Below are 19,293 nucleotides of genomic sequence, written 5' to 3'. Positions count from 1 at the left end.
AATGCCGTCGGGACGGCTAGATTCGCCGCCATGCTGATCGGAGTGCCCACAGAGGTCAAGAACAACGAGTTCCGCGTCGCCCTCACGCACAGCTGCGTCCTGGAGCTGGTCCGCCGCGGCCACGAGGTCCTGGTGCAGACGGGGGCCGGCGTCGGCTCCGGCATCCCGGACGAGGCCTACGTCGAGGCGGGCGCTCAGCTCGTCGGGAGCGCGGACGAGGTCTGGGAGCGCGCGGAGCTCGTGCTGAAGGTCAAGGAGCCCGTGGCCGAGGAGCACCACCGCCTGCGCCGCGGCCAGGTCCTCTTCACCTACCTGCACCTCGCCGCCGATGCCGAGGGCACCCGCGCCATCCTGGACTCCGGCACCACCGCCATCGCCTACGAGACCGTGACCCGCGGCCGCGCCCTGCCGCTGCTGGCCCCGATGTCCCAGGTGGCCGGGCGCCTCGCACCCACGGCCGGCGCGTACCACCTCACCCAGGCGCAGGGGGGCTCCGGCGTGCTGCTCGGCGGCGTGCCCGGCACCCGCCGCAGCCGCGTGGCCGTGATCGGCGCGGGCGTCGCGGGCGAGAACGCGGCCGTCGTCGCCGCCGGCATGGGCGCGGACGTGACCGTGCTGGACATCAACCTGGAGCGCCTCGCGCAGCTGGATTCCACCCACAACGGGCGCTTCCGCACGCTGGCCTCGAGTCACCTGTCCATCGCCGAGACCGTGGCGGACGCGGACCTCGTGATCGGCTCCGTGCTCATCCCCGGCGCCGCGGCCCCCAAGCTGGTCACCGCAGAGATGGTGGAGGCCATGCGCCCGGGCTCCGTGCTCGTGGACATCGCGATCGACCAGGGCGGCTGCTTCGAGGGGTCGCACGCCACCACGCACCAGCACCCCACGTATCGCGTGGGCGAGCAGGTCTACTACTGCGTGGCCAACATGCCCGGGGCCGTGCCGCAGACCTCCACGGCCGCGCTCACCAACGCGACCCTGCCGTACATCCTGAAGATCGCCGATGCCGGCTGGCGCGCCGCGCTCTCCTCGGACGAGGGCTTCGCCACGGGGCTCAACGCCCACGAGGGCTCCCTCACCCTGCGCTCCGTGGCCGAAGCGCTCGCCGAGCCGCTCGGGCTGGACGCGGAGACGGACGTGCGCGTCACCGCGGACGTGCTCGCCGAGGCCTGATCCGACCGACGACGCGGGGCCCGGACGGTCTGATCCGTCCGGGCCCCGCGTCGTCCGGGCTCACTGCCCGAGAGCGTCCGGCTCAGAGCCCAGCGAGGAACTCCCGGTGGAAGGACCAGTCGCCGGTGACCTCGGGGTGGAAGCTCGTGGCGAGCAGGCGCCCCTGGCGCACGGCCACGGGCAGGCGCGCGTCGTCGTCGAGCCCCAGCCCCGCAGGGTCCACGGACAGGCGCGAGGCCGGCACGCTCGCCAGGACCTCGACGTCGGCGCCGGCGGCCAGCACTGCGGGCGCGCGGATGAACACGGCATGCACCGGGTCCGCCGAGACGGCGGGGATGGCGAGGTCCTCCTCGAACGAGTCCACCTGCGCGCCGAACGCGTTGCGCCGCACCGTGACGTCCAGGACGCCGAGACTGCCCTGGCCCGGGGCAGGGTTCTGGATCCCGTCCGCCAGCATGATGAGGCCGGCGCACGTGCCGTAGGCCGGCAGGCCCGCGCGGAGGGCCGCGGCGAGCGCGTCCTTGAGCGCCATGATCCGCGCGAGCCGGTCCATCACGGACGACTCCCCTCCAGGCAGGACGATCCCGTCGAGCCCCTCGAGGTCGGCGGGGCGCCGCACCAGCCGGGTCTGCGCGCCGAGCGCCTCGAGGACGTGCACGTGCTCGCGGACGTCGCCCTGGAGCGCGAACACCCCGACGAGCCTCCCGTTGCTGGAACCCTGGTCGCCGTCCGGCCGCGTCGTCGTCATTCCCCTGATGCTAGCCCGCCCCCCTCCCCCGAACGAGGTGTCACGAATCGTTGGCATCCGGGCCGCATTCCAACGATTCGTGACAATTCGTCTGCACGGAGAGGACGGCGCCGCGGCGGAGGAGGGCGGCGCGCAGGTCGGCCGCCATCCGCTCGAACCCCGACGGCGTCCACACGTCCCCGGCCACCCGCAGACAGGTCCAGTCCGACGCCTCGAGACGGCGCACGCGGCTGATGTCCTCCCGGAACTGGGCGACGTCCGTGCGGTGGTGGTCGCCCTCGTACTCGAGGCACACGCGCGACTCCTCCCACACCAGGTCCGGCATGATCCACGACCCGCCCCGGAGCGTGACCCGCACGTTCATCCGCGGCTCCGGGAAGCCGGCCCCCACGAGCCGCAGCCGCAGCCGGCTCTCCGCGGGCGATCCGCTGCCGTCCCGCAGCAGCGGCAGTGCTGCCCGCATCAGGCGCACCCCGCGCACGTTCCGCCGCTTCCCGACGACGGCGGCCAGTTCCGCTCGCGTGCATCGGGGGTGCTCGCCGGGCTCCTCCCTGGCGGCCGCCCCGTGCGCGGACTGGAGCAGCGACTCCCCCGCCACCACGAGGTCCTCGAGGGCACGCTCCTCCACGAGGGGCGGGACGGACCGTGGGTCACCCCCCGGGACGAGCTGTGTGGCCAGGTCAGTCCAGGTCCATGCCGCCGACGTCACGGGGACGCCCGCGAGACGGGTGACGGGGGCGGCCGGGGGAAGCGTGTGGGGACGGACGCCGCGAGGACGGGGGCGGCCGCCGGCGTCGATGCGCTTGGACAGATGGAGCGGGGAGAGCGGGTCCAGCGCCGACGGCAGCCAGATCCCCCAGACCCACGCGGCGGTGGCGTGGGTGACCACGGCGTCCCCGGGCGTGAGGTCCGTCAGCGCTCGCAGGTGCCCGATCCGGTCGACGGGACCCGGTCCGATCGCCCGCAGACCCCACGCCGGGGCCGCGAGGTCGGACGCGCGCAGGCGCTGGGCCGTCGCACCGGCGGCCCGCAGAGCGCGGACGGTGGACACCGGTGCCGCGCCGGAGGTGAGCAGGCGCCGAGGCACGGGGGCGTCCTCGTGGTCGGGTGGTGGGGAGACGGCGGGCGGGAGCCGTCGAGGGGGACGGGGCATGCCCCCAGCGTGGCGACCGCCGCGCGCGAGGTGCGAGCCGTCGTCGTCGTCGGTGGACGAGGCGCGCCCGCTTGGCACGTGTGCAGGAGCAGCCCGCCCCCACATACCCACACGCACACGCACACGCACCCGCACCCACCCACACACGCGGACGAGGTGTCACGAAGTGTTGGTATCCGCGGCGGATACCAACACTTCGTGACACCTCGTTCGGAGGGAGGGGGGTGGGGTCAGCTCACCAGCCGCGCTCGGCCAGGCGGTGCGGGGCGGGCAGGTCCGCCACGTTGATGCCGACCATGGCCTCGCCCAGGCCGCGGGAGGCCTCGGCGATCGCGGCCGGGTCGTCGAACTGCGCGGTGGCCTTGACGATGGCGGCCGCGCGCTCGGCGGGGTTGCCGGACTTGAAGATGCCGGAGCCCACGAACACGCCGTCGGCGCCCATCTGCATCATCATCGCCGCGTCGGCCGGGGTGGCCACGCCGCCCGCGGTGAACATCACCACGGGGAGGGTGCCGGTCTCGGCGACCTCGGCCACGAGCTCGAACGGGGCCTGCAGCTCCTTGGCGGCCACGTACAGCTCGTCCTTGGCCAGGCCCTTGAGCTGCGCGATCTCCTTGCGGATGGTGCGGATGTGCTTCACGGCCTCGGAGACGTCACCGGTGCCGGCCTCGCCCTTGGAGCGGATCATGGCCGCGCCCTCGGTGATGCGGCGCAGCGCCTCGCCGAGGTTGGTGGCACCGCACACGAACGGCACGTCGAAGCCCCACTTGTCGATGTGGTTGACGTAGTCGGCCGGGGAGAGCACCTCGGACTCGTCGATGAAGTCCACCTTGAGGGACTGCAGGACCTGCGCCTCCACGAAGTGGCCGATGCGCGCCTTGGCCATCACGGGGATGGACACGGCCTCGATGATCCCGTCGATCAGGTCCGGGTCGGACATGCGGGCCACGCCGCCCTGCGAGCGGATGTCCGCGGGGACGCGCTCGAGCGCCATGACGGCCACGGCGCCCGCGTCCTCGGCGATGCGCGCCTGCTCGGGGGTGACCACGTCCATGATCACGCCGCCCTTGAGCATGTCCGCCAGGCCGCGCTTGACGCGGGTGGTGCCGGTGCCGCGAGCGCCGTCGTCGGCCGCGGAGGTGGTGGAGGCGGAGAAGCTTGCTGCGGGTGCGTCGCTCATGGGAGTCCTTCGAGGAGGCGGGATGCGGGAGATCCCGCCGCGGCCGGGCCGGGCGGGAAGCGGGGTCAACTCTAGTGGCCCGCGCACGACGGCGGCCACGGCGCCGGCCGCGGCACGTCACGCCGCGTGCCGCTCACGCGTTCCAGAGGCCGTACGAGTCCGCGAGGTCGGCGATCTTCTCGGCGCGCTTCAGGCGCGGCAGGTAGGAGCCGTCGCCGACGGCGGCGCCCGCCCTGTGCTTGTCCAGCAGGTCCTTGGCCCACGAGAGCTCGTCCTCGGACGGCGAGAGCGCCCGGTTCACCCAGTCCACCTGGCCGCGGCTGAGCACGAGGCGCCCGGTCATCCCCATCGAGGCGGTCACGGCGCTGGACTCGCGCACGGAGTCCTCGGCGTCGGCGTTCCCCGGCGGGCCGTCGATCGCGCCGGGCAGCCGTCCCACGCGCGAGGCGATCACCATGCGGGAGCGCGCGTAGGCCATGGCCAGCGGGTCCTCGCCCACGCCCACGTCCTTGCGGAAGTCGTTGACGCCGAACGCGAGGCGGAACGTCCCCGGGGCCTTGGCCACCGCCGTGGCGTTCTCGATGCCCAGGGCGGACTCCAGCAGCGCGATCACGGGCGTGCCCGCGCGCAGGCGCATGGCCGTGAACGTGACCTGCTCGGGCTCCTCGGTCTCGGCGAGCACCACGCCGCGCACCCCGCTCAGGCGCGCGAGCGCCTCGAGGTCCCGGGCCCAGTGCTCGGTGGAGGCGGCGGAGATGCGCACCCACGCCGTCATGCCGCCGGAGAGGGCGTCCACCACGTTGGCGCGCGCCGCCTCCTTCTCCTCCTCGGGCACGGCGGCCTCGAGGTCGAGGATCACGGAGTCCGCCTCGGAGGCTAGGGCCGGCGCGAAGTCGTCGGAGCGGGCCGCGTTCACCAGCAGCCAGGAGCGGCTCAGCTTGGCGGGCAGGGCGGCGGCGCGGCGGTTTCTCACGGGCATGCCTCCAGCCTAGCCTCCCGGCAGGACGCGATTCCGGGGACCGCTCTACCATGAGAGGGCTCACCCGACCCCGCCCCGACACCAGGAGCCCGCATGCGCCATCCCCTCGCCCCGCGGGCCGTCCTGCTGACCGGCCTGGGCGTGCTGGCCGCCGTCGCCACCGGGTGCATGGCCGCGCCGTCCGAGCCCGCGGCCTCCTCCGCACCGGCCTCCTCCACCGGGGTGCCCGCCCCGGACGTGGCGGGCTACGCCCCGCTGACCGTCCACCTCGTGGTCCCGGCGGACGCCGCGCCCGAGGGAGCCTCGGGCCGCGCCTTCGGCTGCGGGGACCTGCTGGTCCCGGTGGAGACCTCCCCCGCCGACGCCCCGGACCGCGCCGCCTACGCCCTGGACTTCCTCCTCAGCGACGGCCGGGGCTCCCACGGCGACCCGCCGCTCTACAACGAGCTCGTGGAGACGGACAGCACCCTCGTCTCGACGGGGCATCGCCGCGAGGGCGACACCGAGGTGTTCACGTTCTCCGGCACGCTGAGCACGGAGGGCGAGTGCTCCGCCGCGCGCGTGCGGGCGCAGCTGCAGGAGACGGCCCGCGCCCAGACGGACGCCGCCCACGTGCGCCTCGAGGTGGACGGCCGGGACCTCGACGAGCTCCTCGGCCTCGCCCCGCTCGCCCTCGGCCCGGAGCCCTCGGCCTCCCCCGACGACGACGCGGCGGCCTCCGCCGGCGCCTCGCCGTCACCGACGGAGACGGCGGCGCAGGACGGCTCCGCCGAGCAGGCCTCCTCGTCCGCTCCCCCGGCGACTGGCTCCGCGACGCCGACGGTGGAGGCCTCCCGGACCCCGGAGACCGCGGAGACGGCGCCCTCGGCCGCCGAGACGTCGACGCCGGCCGCGGAGGGGGCTGCCGGGACGGAGGGGGCGGCGGGGACGGAGGAGACGCCGGGAGGCACCGGCGCCGGCGGCCCGGGCTCCACGTCTGAGGGCTCCACCGCGGAGAACTCCTGGGCTCCCTCCTCCAGGTCCTCGTGGGCGTCCACCGCGTCCTCCTCCGCCCCCGTGGCGGATCGGGCCGAGGGCACCTCGCCCGCGGGCGACGCGGGGGAGGAAGCCGCGTCGACCACCGTCGGCACCCCCGGGGCGGGAGCGGCGGAGGGCGCCGCGACGTCGGGAGCGGCGGAGACCCCCACCACCCCCTGACCGCCCCGGTGAACCGCGTGCCCCTCCCCTGTCCGGCGGGGGGCGGCCCTTGCTAGGGTGCGGACTCGTGCATCCTCGTCGTGAACTCCTCGCCCAGCGCGCCCTCGGCGTGACCCAGTCCGCCGTGCGCGACGTCTTCGACATCGCGATGGACCCGAACCTCGTCTCGCTCGCGGGCGGCAACCCGTGGCTCGCGGACCTCCCGCTCGAGGAGCTCTCCCGGATCGCCGCGGACCTCGTGGCGCAGCACGGCACCGAGTCACTGCAGTACGGCCCGGGCCAGGGCCTCGATGAGATGCGCCAGGCGGCGGCCGCCGTCATGGCCGCGGACGGCATCCCGGACGCCGACCCCGAGCTCGTCGTCATCACGCCCGGCTCCCAGGCCGCCATCGACACCGCGTGCCGCACGTTCGCGAACCCGGGCGACGTCGTCGTGGTGGAGGACCCCACCTTCGTGGGCGCGCTGACCACGTTCAACACCTGGGAGCTGGATCCGGTGGCCACCCCCACGGACGAGCAGGGCCTCGTCCCGTCCGAGCTGGATGCCACGCTGACCGCGCTGGCCGCCGAGGGCCGACGCGTGGCCTTCCTCTACACGATCCCCTCGTTCGCCAACCCCTCCGGCGCCCTCCTCCCCGAGGAGCGCCGCGAGGAGGTGGCCGCGGTGTGCGAGAGGCACGGCGTGCTGATCGTGGAGGACAACCCGTACGGGCAGATCGCGTTCGACGGCGACCCGCTCACCCCGATCGCCGCGAGGCACCGGGACAACGTGGTGTACCTGGGCACGATGTCCAAGATCTTCTCCCCGGGCGTGCGCATCGGCTGGGCGCTCGTGCCCTCCGCCCTCAAGCGCGAGTTCTACCTCGGGGCGGAGTCCGCGTTCATCCACGCCTCCACGTACTCGCAGATGCTCTCCACCGCGTTCGTCACGCAGCTGGACTGGCAGGGGCACGTGCGCGCGGTGACGGGCCTCTACAAGGAGCGCGCCGAGGCCCTGGCGTCCGCGGTGCGCGAGCACTGGGACCCGGCCGTGGACGTCATCACCCCACGCGGCGGCTTCTTCCTGTGGGCCACGCTCCCCCAGGGCGTGGACACGCTCGAGCTGATGCACCACGGCATCGAGGCCGGCGCCGTGTTCGTCCCCGGCGCCGCGTTCACGCCGGTGGACGGGATCCACTCGACCCTGCGCCTGGCCTACCCCTTCGTGGAGTCCGAGAAGCTCGTGGAGGGCGCGCGCCGCCTGGCCCCCGTGGTGAACGAGGCGGTGGCGGCGAACCGCTCCCGCTGAGCCGCGCGCGGAGCCCCTTCCCCGTCCCCGGGTGATCGTATACGATCGCTGGCATGACGCAGAGCACACCCGAGATCTCCGGCCCGCAGCCCTCCGGCACCCCGACCGTCACCGAGCATGACTTCGCGGACCGCGGCTCCCGCCCCGGCAAGCTCCTCGCCCTGCACCTGAACTACCCCTCGCGGATCGCCCAGCGCGGCCGCTCCCCGAAGTTCCCCGGCTACTTCATCAAGGCCGGCACCTCGATCGCCCGCTCCGGCGACGTGATCGAGCGCCCCGCGGGCACCGAGCTGCTGGCCTACGAGGGTGAGATCGCCCTGGTCATCGGCACCGAGGCCCGCCGCGTGAGCCCCGAGCAGGGCTGGTCCCACGTGGCCGGCGTCACCGCCGCGAACGACTGGGGCCTCTACGACCTGCGCCACGCGGACAAGGGCTCCAACGTGAAGAACAAGTCCGGCGACGGCTACACGCCGCTCGGCCCGGCCGTCATCGCCACGGACGGCCTGGACCCGGAGGCCCTCCGCGTGCGCACGTGGGTCAACGGCGAGCTCGTGCAGGACGACACCACGGAGGGGCTCGTCTTCCCGTTCGGCCAGCTCGTGGCCGACCTCTCCCAGCTCATGACGCTCGAGCCCGGCGACGTCATCCTGACCGGCACCCCCGCCGGCTCCTCCGTGGCCCAGCCGGGCGACGTCGTCGAGGTGGAGGTGGACGCCCCCACCGCCGCGGGCGCCCCGACCACGGGCCGCCTCGTGACCCGCGTGGTCGAGTCCGAGCACGCCATGGCGCCGTACGGCCACGGCCCGCAGGTGGACGACACGCAGCGCGAGGAGGCGTGGGGCTCCCGCGAGGCCGCCGGCCTGCCGCCGGCCGCCGAGGACGAGGCCGACGACGCCGCAGGCTCCGGCGCAGTGGACGAGCACGGCCGCTACGTGCCCTCCGCCCCGGTGGCGGACCGCACCCTGCTCACCGACGAGCTGCGCGCCAAGATCAACCAGACGGCGGTGGCCACCCTCACCGCGCAGCTGCAGAAGCGCGGCATCCAGAACGCCACGATCGACGGCCCCCGCCCCGTGCACGCCGGCCAACGCGTGCTGGGCTACGCCAAGACCCTGCGCTACGTGCCCAAGCGCGAGGACCTCGCCACGAAGTTCGGCGCCGGGTTCAACGCCCAGAAGCGCGCGATCGACTCGGTGGAGCAGGACGACGTCGTGGTCATGGAGTCCCGCGGCGAGCACGGCACCGGCACGCTCGGAGACGTCCTCGCCCTGCGCGCCCAGGTCAACGGCGCGAACGCCGTGATCACCGACGGCGGCATGCGCGACTCCGCCGCCGTCGCCGAGGTGGGCCTGCAGGTCTACGCGAATGCCTCGCACCCGGCCACCCTCGCGCGGCGCCACATCCCCTGGGAGGTCGGCGGCACCATCGCGTGCGGCGGCACCACCGTGCAGCCCGGGGACATCATCGTGGGCGACGACGACGGCGTCGTGGTCATCCCCCCGGACCTGCTGGTCGAGGTCGTCGAGGACGCCTACGAGCAGGAGCAGCAGGACGCGTGGGTGTTCGACCAGGTCAAGGCCGGCCACCCCGTGGACGGGCTCTTCCCGCCGAACGCGCAGTGGAAGGCGAAGTACCAGGAGTTCCGCGATGCCCAGCGCCGCGTCGAAGGCTGACCTGGCCTACCAGGCGATCCTGCGCGGGATCCAGGAGCAGCGGTACGGGCCGGGCGACCGGCTGGTGCTCGCCCAGATCGCGGACGGGCTCGGCATGTCCGTGGTGCCGGTCCGCGAGGCGATCCGCCGGCTGCAGTCGGAGTCCCTCGTGGAGTACGAGCGCAACGTGGGCGCCACCGTCGTCGGGATCGACCCGGTGGAGTACCGCGACACGATGGAGACCCTTGCGCTTGTCGAGGGGTTCTCCACCGCGCAGTGCGCCCCGCACGTGACGGCGGCCGAGATCGCCCGGGCGCGCGCCGTGAACGAGCGCATGCGCGCGCTGGTGGACGGCCGGCAGGCGTGGGACCCGGTGGCGTTCACCGCCCTGAACCGGGACTTCCACGCCGTGCTGTTCGAGCACCACCAGAACGCGCACGTGCAGGACCTCGTCCACCGCGGCTGGAACCGCCTGTCCGCGCTGCGCTCGTCCACGTTCGCGTACGTGCCCGGGCGGGCCGCGGCGTCCGTGGCGGAGCACGAGGACCTGCTGCGCCTCATCGAGTCCGGCGCGGACTTCGCCGCCGTCGAGCACGCCGCCCGCACCCACCGGCTCAACACCCTCCACGCCTACCTGGACCACCAGGCAGACCACCCCGAGACCGCCCCCATCCGACTTCCATCCCCGCCCGAGAGGACATCATGAGCGAGACCGCCATCTCCCACCGCAAGCCCGAGGGCCTGCCGGACGTCATCCGCCACTACATCGACGGCGAGTACGTCGACTCCATCGACGGCGACACCTTCGACGTCCTGGACCCCGTCACCAACGAGTCCTACATCCAGGCCGCCTCCGGCAAGGCCGCGGACATCGACCGTGCCGTCGCCGCCGCGAAGCGGGCCTTCGAGTCCGGCGAGTGGTCCCAGGCCCTGCCGCGCCAGCGCTCCCGCGTGCTGCACAGGATCGCCGACATCATGGAGTCCCGTGGCGACCAGCTCGCCGAGATGGAGTGCTTCGACACCGGCCTGCCGATCAAGCAGGCGAAGGGGCAGGCCGCCCGCGCCGCCGAGAACTTCCGCTTCTTCGCGGACCTGATCGTGGCCCAGCACGACGACACCTTCAAGGTGCCGGGCCGCCAGATCAACTACGTGAACCGCAAGCCGATCGGCGTCGCGGGCCTCATCACGCCGTGGAACACCCCGTTCATGCTGGAGTCCTGGAAGCTGGCCCCGGCCATCGCCACCGGCAACTCCGTGGTCCTGAAGCCGGCGGAGTTCACCCCGCTCTCGGCCTCCCTGTGGGGCGGCATCTTCGAGGAGGCCGGCCTGCCCCAGGGCGTGTTCAACATGGTGCACGGCTTCGGCGAGGAGGGGTTCGCGGGCGACCCGCTCGTGAAGCACCCGGACGTGCCGCTGATCTCCTTCACCGGCGAGTCCCGCACCGGCCAGATCATCTTCGCCAACGCCGCCCCGCACCTGAAGGGCCTGTCCATGGAGCTCGGCGGCAAGTCCCCGGCCGTCGTCTTCGCGGACGCGGACCTGGACGCGGCGATCGATGCGACCATCTTCGGCGTGTTCTCCCTGAACGGCGAGCGCTGCACCGCCGGCTCCCGCATCCTGGTCCAGCGCGACGTCTACGACGAGTTCGTGGAGCGCTACGCGAAGCAGGCCGCCAACGTGAAGGTCGGCCTGCCCTCCGACCCCACCACCGAGGTCGGCGCGCTCGTGCACCCCGAGCACTACGAGAAGGTCATGTCCTACGTGGAGATCGGCAAGGGCGAGGCCCGCCTCGTGGCCGGCGGCGGCCGCCCGGAGGAGTTCCCGGAGGGCAACTTCGTGCAGCCCACCGTGTTCGCGGACGTGGCCCCGGACGCCCGGATCTTCCAGGAGGAGATCTTCGGCCCGGTCGTGGCCATCACCCCGTTCGACACGGACGAGGAGGCCCTCGAGCTGGCCAACAACACCAAGTACGGCCTGGCCGCCTACATCTGGACCAACGACCTCAAGCGCGCCCACAACTTCGCGCAGGACGTCGAGGCCGGCATGGTGTGGCTGAACTCGAACAACGTGCGCGACCTGCGCACGCCGTTCGGCGGCGTGAAGGCCTCGGGCCTCGGCCACGAGGGCGGCTACCGCTCGATCGACTTCTACACCGATCAGCAGGCCGTGCACATCAACCTCGGTGAGGTGCACAACCCCGTGTTCGGCAAGCAGGAGCAGGCCGCCTCGAAGATGGACGGCTGACGCGCCGGGCCTCCTCCGCCGTCGTTCGCGAAGCGGGGCCCCACCTCCGCTTCCCTTCGCGGAACGGGAGGCTGAGGCCCTCTGCCCACCGACGGCGCCCGCACCCTCCTCGTGAAGGCACGGGCGCCGTCGTCGTGCCGGGGGCGCATCCGTTGCGGCACGGACGCAGGGGTGGGCGGGAATGCCCGTCCCGCCCTTCCCCCCGGGCCGCGTGATCGTATACGATCGAGCCAGTGACCGTGTCCCAGGCCACAGCGGGGCGTCACCGCCGACACCCCACCTCAGCGAAGGAGCATCGATGACCAACCTCGAGAGCCGCCAGAAGACCTCGTCCGGCTTCTACGTGACCAAGGAAGCCCCCATCACCCCGGAGAACCCCCTCCCCACCCCGACGTCCGAGGCGCCGGACATCCTGCGCTGCGCGTCCATGGAGCTCGTGGTCACGGACCTGGAGCGCTCCCGCAGCTTCTACGTGGACGTGCTGGGCCTCGTGGTGACCGAGGAGGACGACGAGGTCATCTACCTCCGCTCCATGGAGGAGTTCATCCACCACAACCTGGTGCTGCGCAAGGGCGAGATCGCCGCCGTCGCCGCGTTCTCCTACCGCGTGCGCACCCCCGAGGACCTGGACAAGGCCGTGGCCTTCTACGAGGAGCTCGGCTGCCGAGTGGAGCGCAACAAGGACGGCTTCGTGAAGGGCGTCGGCGACTCCGTGCGCGTCGAGGACCCGCTGGGCTTCCCCTACGAGTTCTTCTACGAGACCGAGCACGTGGAGCGCCTGGCCTGGCGTTACGACCTCTACACCCCCGGCGCGCTGGTGCGCCTGGACCACTTCAACCAGGTGACCCCGGACGTGCCCCGCGCCGCGAAGTTCATGCAGGACCTCGGCTTCCGCGTCACCGAGGACATCCAGGACGAGCAGGGCACCGTGTACGCCGCGTGGATGCGCCGCAAGCCCACCGTGCACGACACCGCCATGACCGGCGGCGACGGGCCCCGCATGCACCACGTCTGCTTCGCCACGCACGAGAAGCACAACATCCTCTCGATCTGCGACAAGCTCGGCGCGCTGCGCATGTCCGACCACATCGAGCGCGGCCCCGGCCGCCACGGCGTCTCGAATGCGTTCTACCTGTACCTGCGCGATCCGGACGGCCACCGCGTCGAGGTCTACACCCAGGACTACTACACCGGCGACCCGGACAACCCGGTCGTCACGTGGGACGTGCACGACAACCAGCGCCGCGACTGGTGGGGCACCCCGGTCGTGCCGTCGTGGTACACGGACGCCTCCCTCGTGCTCGACCTCGACGGCAACCCGCAGCCCGTCGTCGCCCGCACGGACGAGTCCGAGATGGCCGTGACCATCGGCGCCGACGGCTTCTCCTACACCCGCGAGACCGAGGGCGAGGAGTCCATGCCCGAGTGGAAGCAGGGCGAGTACAAGCTGGGCAACCAGCTCTGATCCGCTGAGCCGGACCGCCGGTGCGCCGGGCCGCCACCGCTGTGCCGGACCGCCGGCGCATCAGCTGGGCGCAGTACTGCCAGGTAACCCCCCGGGTTACCTGGCAGTACTGCGCCCAGCTCATCCAGTGCCTGTGTCGCGGGAGGCCTGTGCCGCGGGGAACCTGGGGGGCCTGGGGGCTGGGGGCGGGGACCGCAGACATGGCGGACGACACCCGGACTAGCCTGGCGGCATGGACGAGACGAACGCGCCGACCCCTGAGGCGCCCCGCGTGCTGGCCGACGTCGCCGCGCTGATGGACGGGCTGGCCGCGGCGGAGCCCGGCGCGGCCTGGCGTCTCAAGGACGACCCGCGCGACCTGGACGTGAACCTCGTGCGGCTGCCCGCAGGCGGGCGCAATGAGCCGTTCGAGGGCCCCGGGCTGGACATCCTGGTGCACGTCGTCGCCGGCTCGGGCGTGCTCCACACCGACGGCGGCGACGTTCCCATCCGCGCCGGCCAGCTGCTGTGGCTGCCGAAGAGCTCCCGCCGCGGCTTCACCGCTGGAGACGAGGGCCTCGCCTGGCTGACGGCGCACCGGCGGAAGCAGGGGCTCGCGATCGGACACCGGCCGGGCTGAGGCCCGCACCGCCGTCGTGAGCGGGCCCACACCCGGACGGATCGCAACGTATACGATTGGCACAGCCCGCCGTCGCACCCCGAGGAGCACCATGCTGGACCACGAGACGCACGTGAAGATCGCCGACGAGCTCTTCGAGGCCGGCCGCACCGGCACCCCCGTGCCCCTGCTGACCGCCCGCCACGCGGGCATGGAGATCGAGGACTCCTACGCTGTGCAGCGCATCTGGGCGGAGCGCCGCGTGGAGGCGGGGCGCCGCGTCGTCGGGCACAAGATCGGCCTGACCTCCAAGGCCATGCAGGCCGCCACCGGGATCACCGAGCCGGACTACGGCGTGATCTTCGACGACCAGGTGTTCGAGTCCGGCCACGAGTACGAGACCGCGCGCATCACCAACCCCCGCATCGAGATGGAGCTCGCCTTCGTGCTCAGGGAGGAGCTGCGCGGCCCAAACGTGACCCTCTTCGACGTGCTGCGCGCCACCGAGTACGTGGTGCCCGCGCTCGAGGTCCTCGACGCCCACGTGGAGCTGCAGGGCCGGACCATCGTGGACACCATCGCGGACAACGCCGCGCTCGGCTCCATGGTGCTCGGCGGCCGCCCCGTGGCCCCCGACGCCGTGGACCTGCGCTGGGTGGCCGGGACGCTCTCCCGCAACCAGACCATCGAGGAGACCGGCGTGGCCGCGGGCGTGCTGAACCACCCGGGCAACGGCGTGCACTGGCTGGCCAACCGCCTGGCCGAGCACGGCGACGCGCTCGCCGCCGGGGAGATCGTGCTCGCCGGCTCCTTCACCCGCCCGATGCACGTCAGCGCCGGGGACACCGTCACCGCCGACTACGGGCCGCTCGGCACCGTCACCTGCCGGTTCGCCTGAGAGGACCCCCCGCCATGCCCGTGCGCCACCACCCCCAGCCCCTCGTGAGGGACCTGTTCACCGCGGAGGCCCGCGCCGCTCGCGGCGGCCGCCCCGCCGCCGGCATGTTCCTCAGCTCCGGGGACTGCACGGCCGCGGAGATCTGCGCCGGCGCGGGCATGGACTACCTCCTGATCGATGGCGAGCACGCCCCGCTCTCGCTCGAGACCGTCCTCGCGCAGCTGCGCACGATCGCCGGGTACGGCGTGCCCGTGATGACCCGCGTGCCCGCCCTCGACGTGGTGCTGGTGAAGCAGTTCCTGGACCTCGGCGCCCAGACCCTGCTCGTGCCGATGGTGGACGACGCCGAGCAGGCTGCCGAGGCCGTGCGCGCTGTGCGGTATCCGCCGCAGGGGGTGCGCGGCGTCGGGTCGGCGCTGGCGCGGTCGGGCCGCTGGAACCGGATCGAGGGGTACCTGCCGCAGGCGGCGGACCACGTCAGCCTGTTCGTGCAGATCGAGACGGCGGCCGGCGTCGAGAATGCCCGGGCCATCGCGGAGGTCGACGGCGTGGACGGTGTGTTCGTGGGCCCCTCCGACCTGTCCGCGTCGATGGGGCTGCTCGGTCAGCAGGCCCACCCGGACGTGGTGGCGGCTGTGGAGTCGGTGATCACCGAGGTGAAGGCCGCCGGGAAGATCGTCGGCGTCAACGCGTTCGTCACGGCCCAGGCGCAGGCCTACGCGGCCGCCGGGGCGGACTTCGTCAACGTGGGGGCCGACGTCGCCCTGCTGGCCCGTGCCGCCGAGGCCCTCGCCGAGACCTGGTGCCCCGCCCCGGAGGCCGGCGATCCAGGCGACGGCGAGGGCACGCCCCGCGCGTCGTACTGACAGGCGCTCTGACCGGGCCGGACCCCCGGTCACCGTGCCACCCTGGATCCATGCCCACCCCCGGTTCGAAGACCCCGCGCCTCACCCACCGCTTCGCCGACACGTTCCCCGAGCTCGCCCTGCCGTGGGAGGCCCAGGAGACGCCCGCGCCTCAGCTGGCCCTGCTCAACAACGAGCTCGCCGAGCTGCTGGGCATGGACGCGGAGTGGCTCGCCACCGACGACGGCGTCCGGTTCCTCACCGGCGAGCAGCCCGGCCCGGACGCCCGCCCGGTCGCGCAGGCGTACGCGGGGCACCAGTTCGGCGGCTACTCGCCGCGGCTCGGCGACGGCCGCGCCCTGCTGCTCGGTGAGATCGCCCCGATCCTTCCGGGCGCCGACTCCCCCGCCGCAGCCCGCGCCCTGCGCGACCTCCATCTGAAGGGGTCCGGCCGCACCCCCTTCGCGCGCGGCAACGCGGACGGCCAGGCCGTCCTCGGCCCCATGCTGCGCGAGTACGTCGTGGCCGAGGCGATGCACGCCCTCGGCGTGCCGACCACGCGCGCGCTCGCCGTCGTCGCCACGGGCGCCCAGGTGCTGCGCGAGGACCTGCTGCCCGGCGCCGTGCTCGCGCGCGTCGCCGCCTCCCACCTGCGGGTGGGCACGTTCCAGTACGCGGCGGCGCTCCCGGACGCGGAGGCCTCGAAGGACCTGCTGCGCCGGCTCGTGGACGAGGCCGTCGCCCGCCACCACCCGCACGCCGCCGACGCCGAGAACCCGGCGCTCGCGCTCTACGAGGCGGTGGTCGGCGCGCAGGCCGAGCTCGTGGCGCGCTGGATGCTCGTGGGGTTCGTGCACGGCGTGATGAACACGGACAACGTGACGCTCTCGGGCGAGACGATCGACTACGGCCCGTGCGCCTTCATCGACGCGTTCGACCCCGGTGCCACATTCTCCTCGATCGACGTGCAGCACCGCTACGCCTTCGGCAACCAGGGCCCCATCGCGGCGTGGAACCTCGCCCGGCTCGGCGAGACGCTGCTCCCCCTGCTCGACGACGACCCGAACCGGGCCGTGGAGCTCGCCCAGGAGGCCCTCGCCGGGTTCCAGGCCCGGCACCTGGCCGCGTGGCGCAGCGGGCTGCGGGAGAAGCTGGGGCTGAGCACGGACGTGCCGGACGAGACCGTCACCGAGCTGACCGACCGGCTCTTCGTGCAGCTGACCGAGGCGAGCACGGACTGGACCTCGTTCTGGGTCCGCCTGGCGGACATGGCCGAGGCCGATGCGGAGGCCGATCGCCTCATCCCGGGCGCCCGCACCCCCGACGAGGTGGCCGCGTGGCTGCGCGACTGGCGGGCCCTGAGCCCGGACGCCGCGGCGATGCGCCGCGTGAACCCGGTCTACATCCCGCGCAACCACCTGCTGGACGCCGCGCTCACGGCGGCCGAGGACGGGGACCTCGCGCCCGTGCGCGAGCTGCTCGAGGCGGTCACGGACCCGTTCGCCCCACGCCCCGGCTTCGAACGGTACGCGGAGCCGGCCGCGGTGGGCGGCGCCCCGTTCGTCACCTACTGCGGGACCTGAGCGCCGTCACCCGCGCGCGAGAGACCTCACGGGCACCGCCGGATCCGCGAGGGCCTCCGGGTCCACCCGGATTGCGCGGTCGATGATCCGCCGCGCCGCCTTCACGGCCATCGGATCGTCCACGGACGCGGCCCCGCGCATCGTGCCGTCCGCGGCGAGCGCGAAGCTCGCCACCGTCCGGCCCCGCACCTCGCGGTGGACGTGCCGGCCGCCGTCGGGAAGCGCCATGTCCCCCACGGCCTCGACGTGCGCGCCGTGCCGGTCCGACCAGAACCACGGCGCGCCGGGCACGGCCGGCTCCTCGCCCATCAGGGCCGTCGCGGCCGCGACGCCCGCCTGCATGGCCGGCTCCCAGTGCCGCGACGCCGGCCAGGCCGAGTCCCGCAGCCGCGCGACGTCGCCGACGGCGAGGATCCCCGGCACGGATGTCCGGCCCGCGGCGTCCACCAGCACGCCGTCCGCGGTCTCGATCCCGGCCTTCTCGGCGAGTGCGGTCTCAGGGACGGTGCCCGTGGCCAGCACGACGACGTCGGCGTCCACGGTGCGGCCGTCCTCGAGATGGACGCGGTGGGCGGTGGGGAGTCCGCCGCCGGGATCGTCCGCCGCCCCGTCCGCGTGCTCGATCCGCGCGACGCGCCCGACCTCCACCACGACCCCGTTCTCGGCGTGCATGCGGTGCAGGCGCGCGGTGATCGCCGGTCCGACGGCGGCCAGTGAGGGCGTCTCGGTGCTCGTCACGAGCGTGACGTCGGCGAAGGCGGCGCGGGCCGACGACGCGGCCTCGGCGCCCGTGAACCCTCCGCCGATCACCGCCACGCGCGCCCCGAAGTGCAGCCGGGCCACGAGTGCGTCCGCGTCGGCGCGGGTGCGCAGGGTGATCAGCCGCGCATCGTCAGCGCCGGGCACCGCCAGCGGGCGCACCCGACCGCCCGTCGCGAGGACCACGACGTCCGCCTCCCGGGCCTCCCCCGTGTTCAGCCGCACGCGGTGCCGCGCGTCCGCGCCGCCGGGCTCGAGCGCCTCAGCCCGCGCGGTCACGACCTCCACCCCGTGCTCGGCGAACCACGACGGCGGGGCGAGGAGCAGCCGGGGCCCGTCCGTCTCCCCGGTCAGGTAGTCCTTGGACAGCGGCGGTCGGTCGTAGGGCAGGCCCTCGGGGTCCGCGATCGTCAGCGCGCCCGCGAAACCGCGACGGCGCAGCTCGCGCACCAGGGAGAACCCGGCCAGCCCGCCGCCGAGCACGAGCACGGAGGCGGAAGCCCCGCCGGGAGCCCCGCCGTCGTCCGCCACAGGCACGAGGCCCGCGCTCATTCGCCCGGCGTCAGGTAGAGCTGGCCGTCCCGCGCCTCCACCGCATGCGTGCCGACCGGCTTCGTGGCCGGCAGGCACAGCGCCTCGCCGGACCTGAGGCAGAACTCGGCGGAGTGCAGCGGGCACTCGACCTTCGTCCCCTCGAGCCACCCCTCGGCCAGGGATGCGTCCTCGTGGGTGCAGGTGTCGTCGATCGCGTAGAACGCGCCGTCCTCGGCGTGGAACACCGCGACGTCGTCGCGCGTGCCCGCCGTCTGCGCCGGGATCACGCGGGACTCGCCCTCCGGGATGTCCGCCGCCGCGCCGATGTGGATGGGCTCCGCCATGTGCTGCCTCCGTGCTCCGCCGGCCCGCGCCGGTTCCTTCAGGGTCTGCACGCCACGGTATCGCGCGGGCGTCAGAGGACCTCGACGGCGCGCAGGCCCGGGCACAGCCGCCGGATCTCCGCCCCGATGCGCCGGTGGGTGGTGAAGCCGCGGGCCGGGCACCCGCCGCACGTCCCGCCGAGAGCGAGCGTCACGGTGCCGTCCCGGATCTCGACCACGTCCGCCGCACCGGCGGCGACGACGGCGCGCACCGTCCCGTCCGCGCAGCGCCTCGAGCGGGGCGGGGGCGGCGGCGGCCATGTCCTCGTCCGAGCGGACGGGGACGTTCAGGAGCACCCAGAGCAGCGCCGTCGTGACCAGGATGATCGAGGTGACCTTGCGCAGGCAGCCCTTCGCCGAGGCCCACATGGAGGTGAGCACGGTGCGGGCACGCGCATCGCGATCAGCAGCACGTAGACCGGCAGGCTCGGCCGGTCACGTCGCGCTCGCGCAGCGCGCGGGTCACGGGGAGAAGGAGGGCCATGGGGTCCTCGCCTGGGGTGCCGTGCCCCGGACCGGCGGTCCGGGACGCTCGGTGCCGTCACCGGAATTACGTCTGACGGGCGTGAGCTACGGGGGGCCTTACTCCCCTCGGCGGCGACGCGCACCTCCCC

The 19,293-nt window shown here is 73.8% G+C and carries 18 protein-coding genes; 11 read left to right on the top strand and 7 right to left on the bottom strand.

Annotated elements, in window-relative coordinates; genetic code table 11:
- The first annotated feature begins 30 nt into the window (after positions 1-30).
- A complete protein-coding gene (ald, locus tag NJC10_RS02760) occupies positions 31-1,173 on the top strand; it encodes an alanine dehydrogenase (protein ID WP_319074435.1) in 1,143 nt (380 codons plus the stop codon).
- 82 nt (positions 1,174-1,255) lie between these two features.
- On the opposite strand, the gene pdxT is transcribed toward ald, so the two are convergent.
- The 4 genes from pdxT to NJC10_RS02740 form a co-directional block, all read right to left on the bottom strand.
- A complete protein-coding gene (gene pdxT / locus NJC10_RS02755) occupies positions 1,256-1,921 on the bottom strand; it encodes a pyridoxal 5'-phosphate synthase glutaminase subunit PdxT (RefSeq protein WP_319074434.1) in 666 nt (221 codons plus the stop codon).
- A 40-nt stretch (positions 1,922-1,961) separates the two neighbouring features.
- The gene (locus NJC10_RS02750; protein WP_319074433.1) at positions 1,962-3,074 is read right to left on the bottom strand and encodes a hypothetical protein; all 1,113 of its coding nucleotides are present in this window, start codon (positions 3,072-3,074) and stop codon (positions 1,962-1,964) included.
- A gap of 235 nt (positions 3,075-3,309) precedes the next feature.
- Positions 3,310-4,254, bottom strand: a complete 945-nt coding sequence (pdxS, locus tag NJC10_RS02745; protein WP_319074432.1) for a pyridoxal 5'-phosphate synthase lyase subunit PdxS — start codon at positions 4,252-4,254, stop codon at positions 3,310-3,312.
- Positions 4,255-4,387: 133 nt separating this feature from the next.
- Entirely contained in the window at positions 4,388-5,233 is an 846-nt protein-coding gene (locus NJC10_RS02740; protein WP_248117393.1) for an HpcH/HpaI aldolase/citrate lyase family protein, read from the bottom strand.
- A 93-nt stretch (positions 5,234-5,326) separates the two neighbouring features.
- Here NJC10_RS02740 and NJC10_RS02735 point away from each other — a divergent pair, with 93 nt between their 5' ends.
- From NJC10_RS02735 to NJC10_RS02690, 10 genes are all read left to right on the top strand, one after another.
- Positions 5,327-6,430, top strand: coding sequence for a hypothetical protein (locus NJC10_RS02735; protein WP_319074430.1), 1,104 nt, complete (start codon positions 5,327-5,329; stop codon positions 6,428-6,430).
- Between the two features lie 67 nt (positions 6,431-6,497).
- Positions 6,498-7,718 (top strand): PLP-dependent aminotransferase family protein, encoded by a 1,221-nt coding sequence (locus NJC10_RS02730; protein WP_319074429.1) that lies wholly within the window; start codon positions 6,498-6,500, stop codon positions 7,716-7,718.
- 53 nt (positions 7,719-7,771) lie between these two features.
- A complete protein-coding gene (locus NJC10_RS02725) occupies positions 7,772-9,391 on the top strand; it encodes a fumarylacetoacetate hydrolase family protein (RefSeq protein ID WP_319074428.1) in 1,620 nt (539 codons plus the stop codon).
- Entirely contained in the window at positions 9,366-10,076 is a 711-nt protein-coding gene (locus NJC10_RS02720; RefSeq protein ID WP_319074427.1) for a GntR family transcriptional regulator, read from the top strand. The genes NJC10_RS02725 and NJC10_RS02720 overlap by 26 nt, the downstream gene beginning before the upstream one ends.
- Entirely contained in the window at positions 10,073-11,614 is a 1,542-nt protein-coding gene (gene hpaE, locus NJC10_RS02715) for a 5-carboxymethyl-2-hydroxymuconate semialdehyde dehydrogenase (protein WP_319074426.1), read from the top strand. The genes NJC10_RS02720 and hpaE overlap by 4 nt, the downstream gene beginning before the upstream one ends.
- A gap of 298 nt (positions 11,615-11,912) precedes the next feature.
- Positions 11,913-13,079, top strand: coding sequence for a 3,4-dihydroxyphenylacetate 2,3-dioxygenase (hpaD, locus tag NJC10_RS02710; RefSeq protein WP_298712238.1), 1,167 nt, complete (start codon positions 11,913-11,915; stop codon positions 13,077-13,079).
- Between the two features lie 232 nt (positions 13,080-13,311).
- Entirely contained in the window at positions 13,312-13,698 is a 387-nt protein-coding gene (locus tag NJC10_RS02705) for a cupin domain-containing protein (protein ID WP_319074424.1), read from the top strand.
- A gap of 91 nt (positions 13,699-13,789) precedes the next feature.
- Positions 13,790-14,575, top strand: a complete 786-nt coding sequence (gene hpaH / locus NJC10_RS02700; protein ID WP_319074422.1) for a 2-oxo-hept-4-ene-1,7-dioate hydratase — start codon at positions 13,790-13,792, stop codon at positions 14,573-14,575.
- Positions 14,576-14,589: 14 nt separating this feature from the next.
- Positions 14,590-15,441: an HpcH/HpaI aldolase/citrate lyase family protein gene (locus NJC10_RS02695; protein WP_319074420.1), complete on the top strand. Its 852-nt coding sequence runs from the start codon at positions 14,590-14,592 to the stop codon at positions 15,439-15,441.
- A gap of 50 nt (positions 15,442-15,491) precedes the next feature.
- Entirely contained in the window at positions 15,492-17,003 is a 1,512-nt protein-coding gene (locus tag NJC10_RS02690) for a protein adenylyltransferase SelO (protein ID WP_319074419.1), read from the top strand.
- Positions 17,004-17,009: 6 nt separating this feature from the next.
- On the opposite strand, the gene NJC10_RS02685 is transcribed toward NJC10_RS02690, so the two are convergent.
- The 3 genes from NJC10_RS02685 to NJC10_RS02675 all read right to left on the bottom strand — a co-directional run bounded on the left by NJC10_RS02685 (position 17,010) and on the right by NJC10_RS02675 (position 18,891).
- Entirely contained in the window at positions 17,010-18,314 is a 1,305-nt protein-coding gene (locus NJC10_RS02685) for an NAD(P)/FAD-dependent oxidoreductase (RefSeq protein WP_319074418.1), read from the bottom strand.
- Positions 18,311-18,640 (bottom strand): bifunctional 3-phenylpropionate/cinnamic acid dioxygenase ferredoxin subunit, encoded by a 330-nt coding sequence (locus NJC10_RS02680; RefSeq protein WP_298712694.1) that lies wholly within the window; start codon positions 18,638-18,640, stop codon positions 18,311-18,313. Before NJC10_RS02680 ends, NJC10_RS02685 begins: the two co-directional genes overlap by 4 nt.
- A gap of 71 nt (positions 18,641-18,711) precedes the next feature.
- Complete coding sequence (locus NJC10_RS02675; RefSeq protein ID WP_319074417.1) at positions 18,712-18,891, bottom strand: NifU family protein; 180 nt, start codon at positions 18,889-18,891, stop codon at positions 18,712-18,714.
- Positions 18,892-19,293 lie beyond the last annotated feature (402 nt).

This window comes from Micrococcus sp. M4NT (assembly GCF_033790745.1).
Lineage (GTDB): Bacteria > Actinomycetota > Actinomycetes > Actinomycetales > Micrococcaceae > Micrococcus.
Note: the sequence above shows the minus strand (reverse complement) of the source record. Positions and strands in the feature narration are given on the sequence as shown.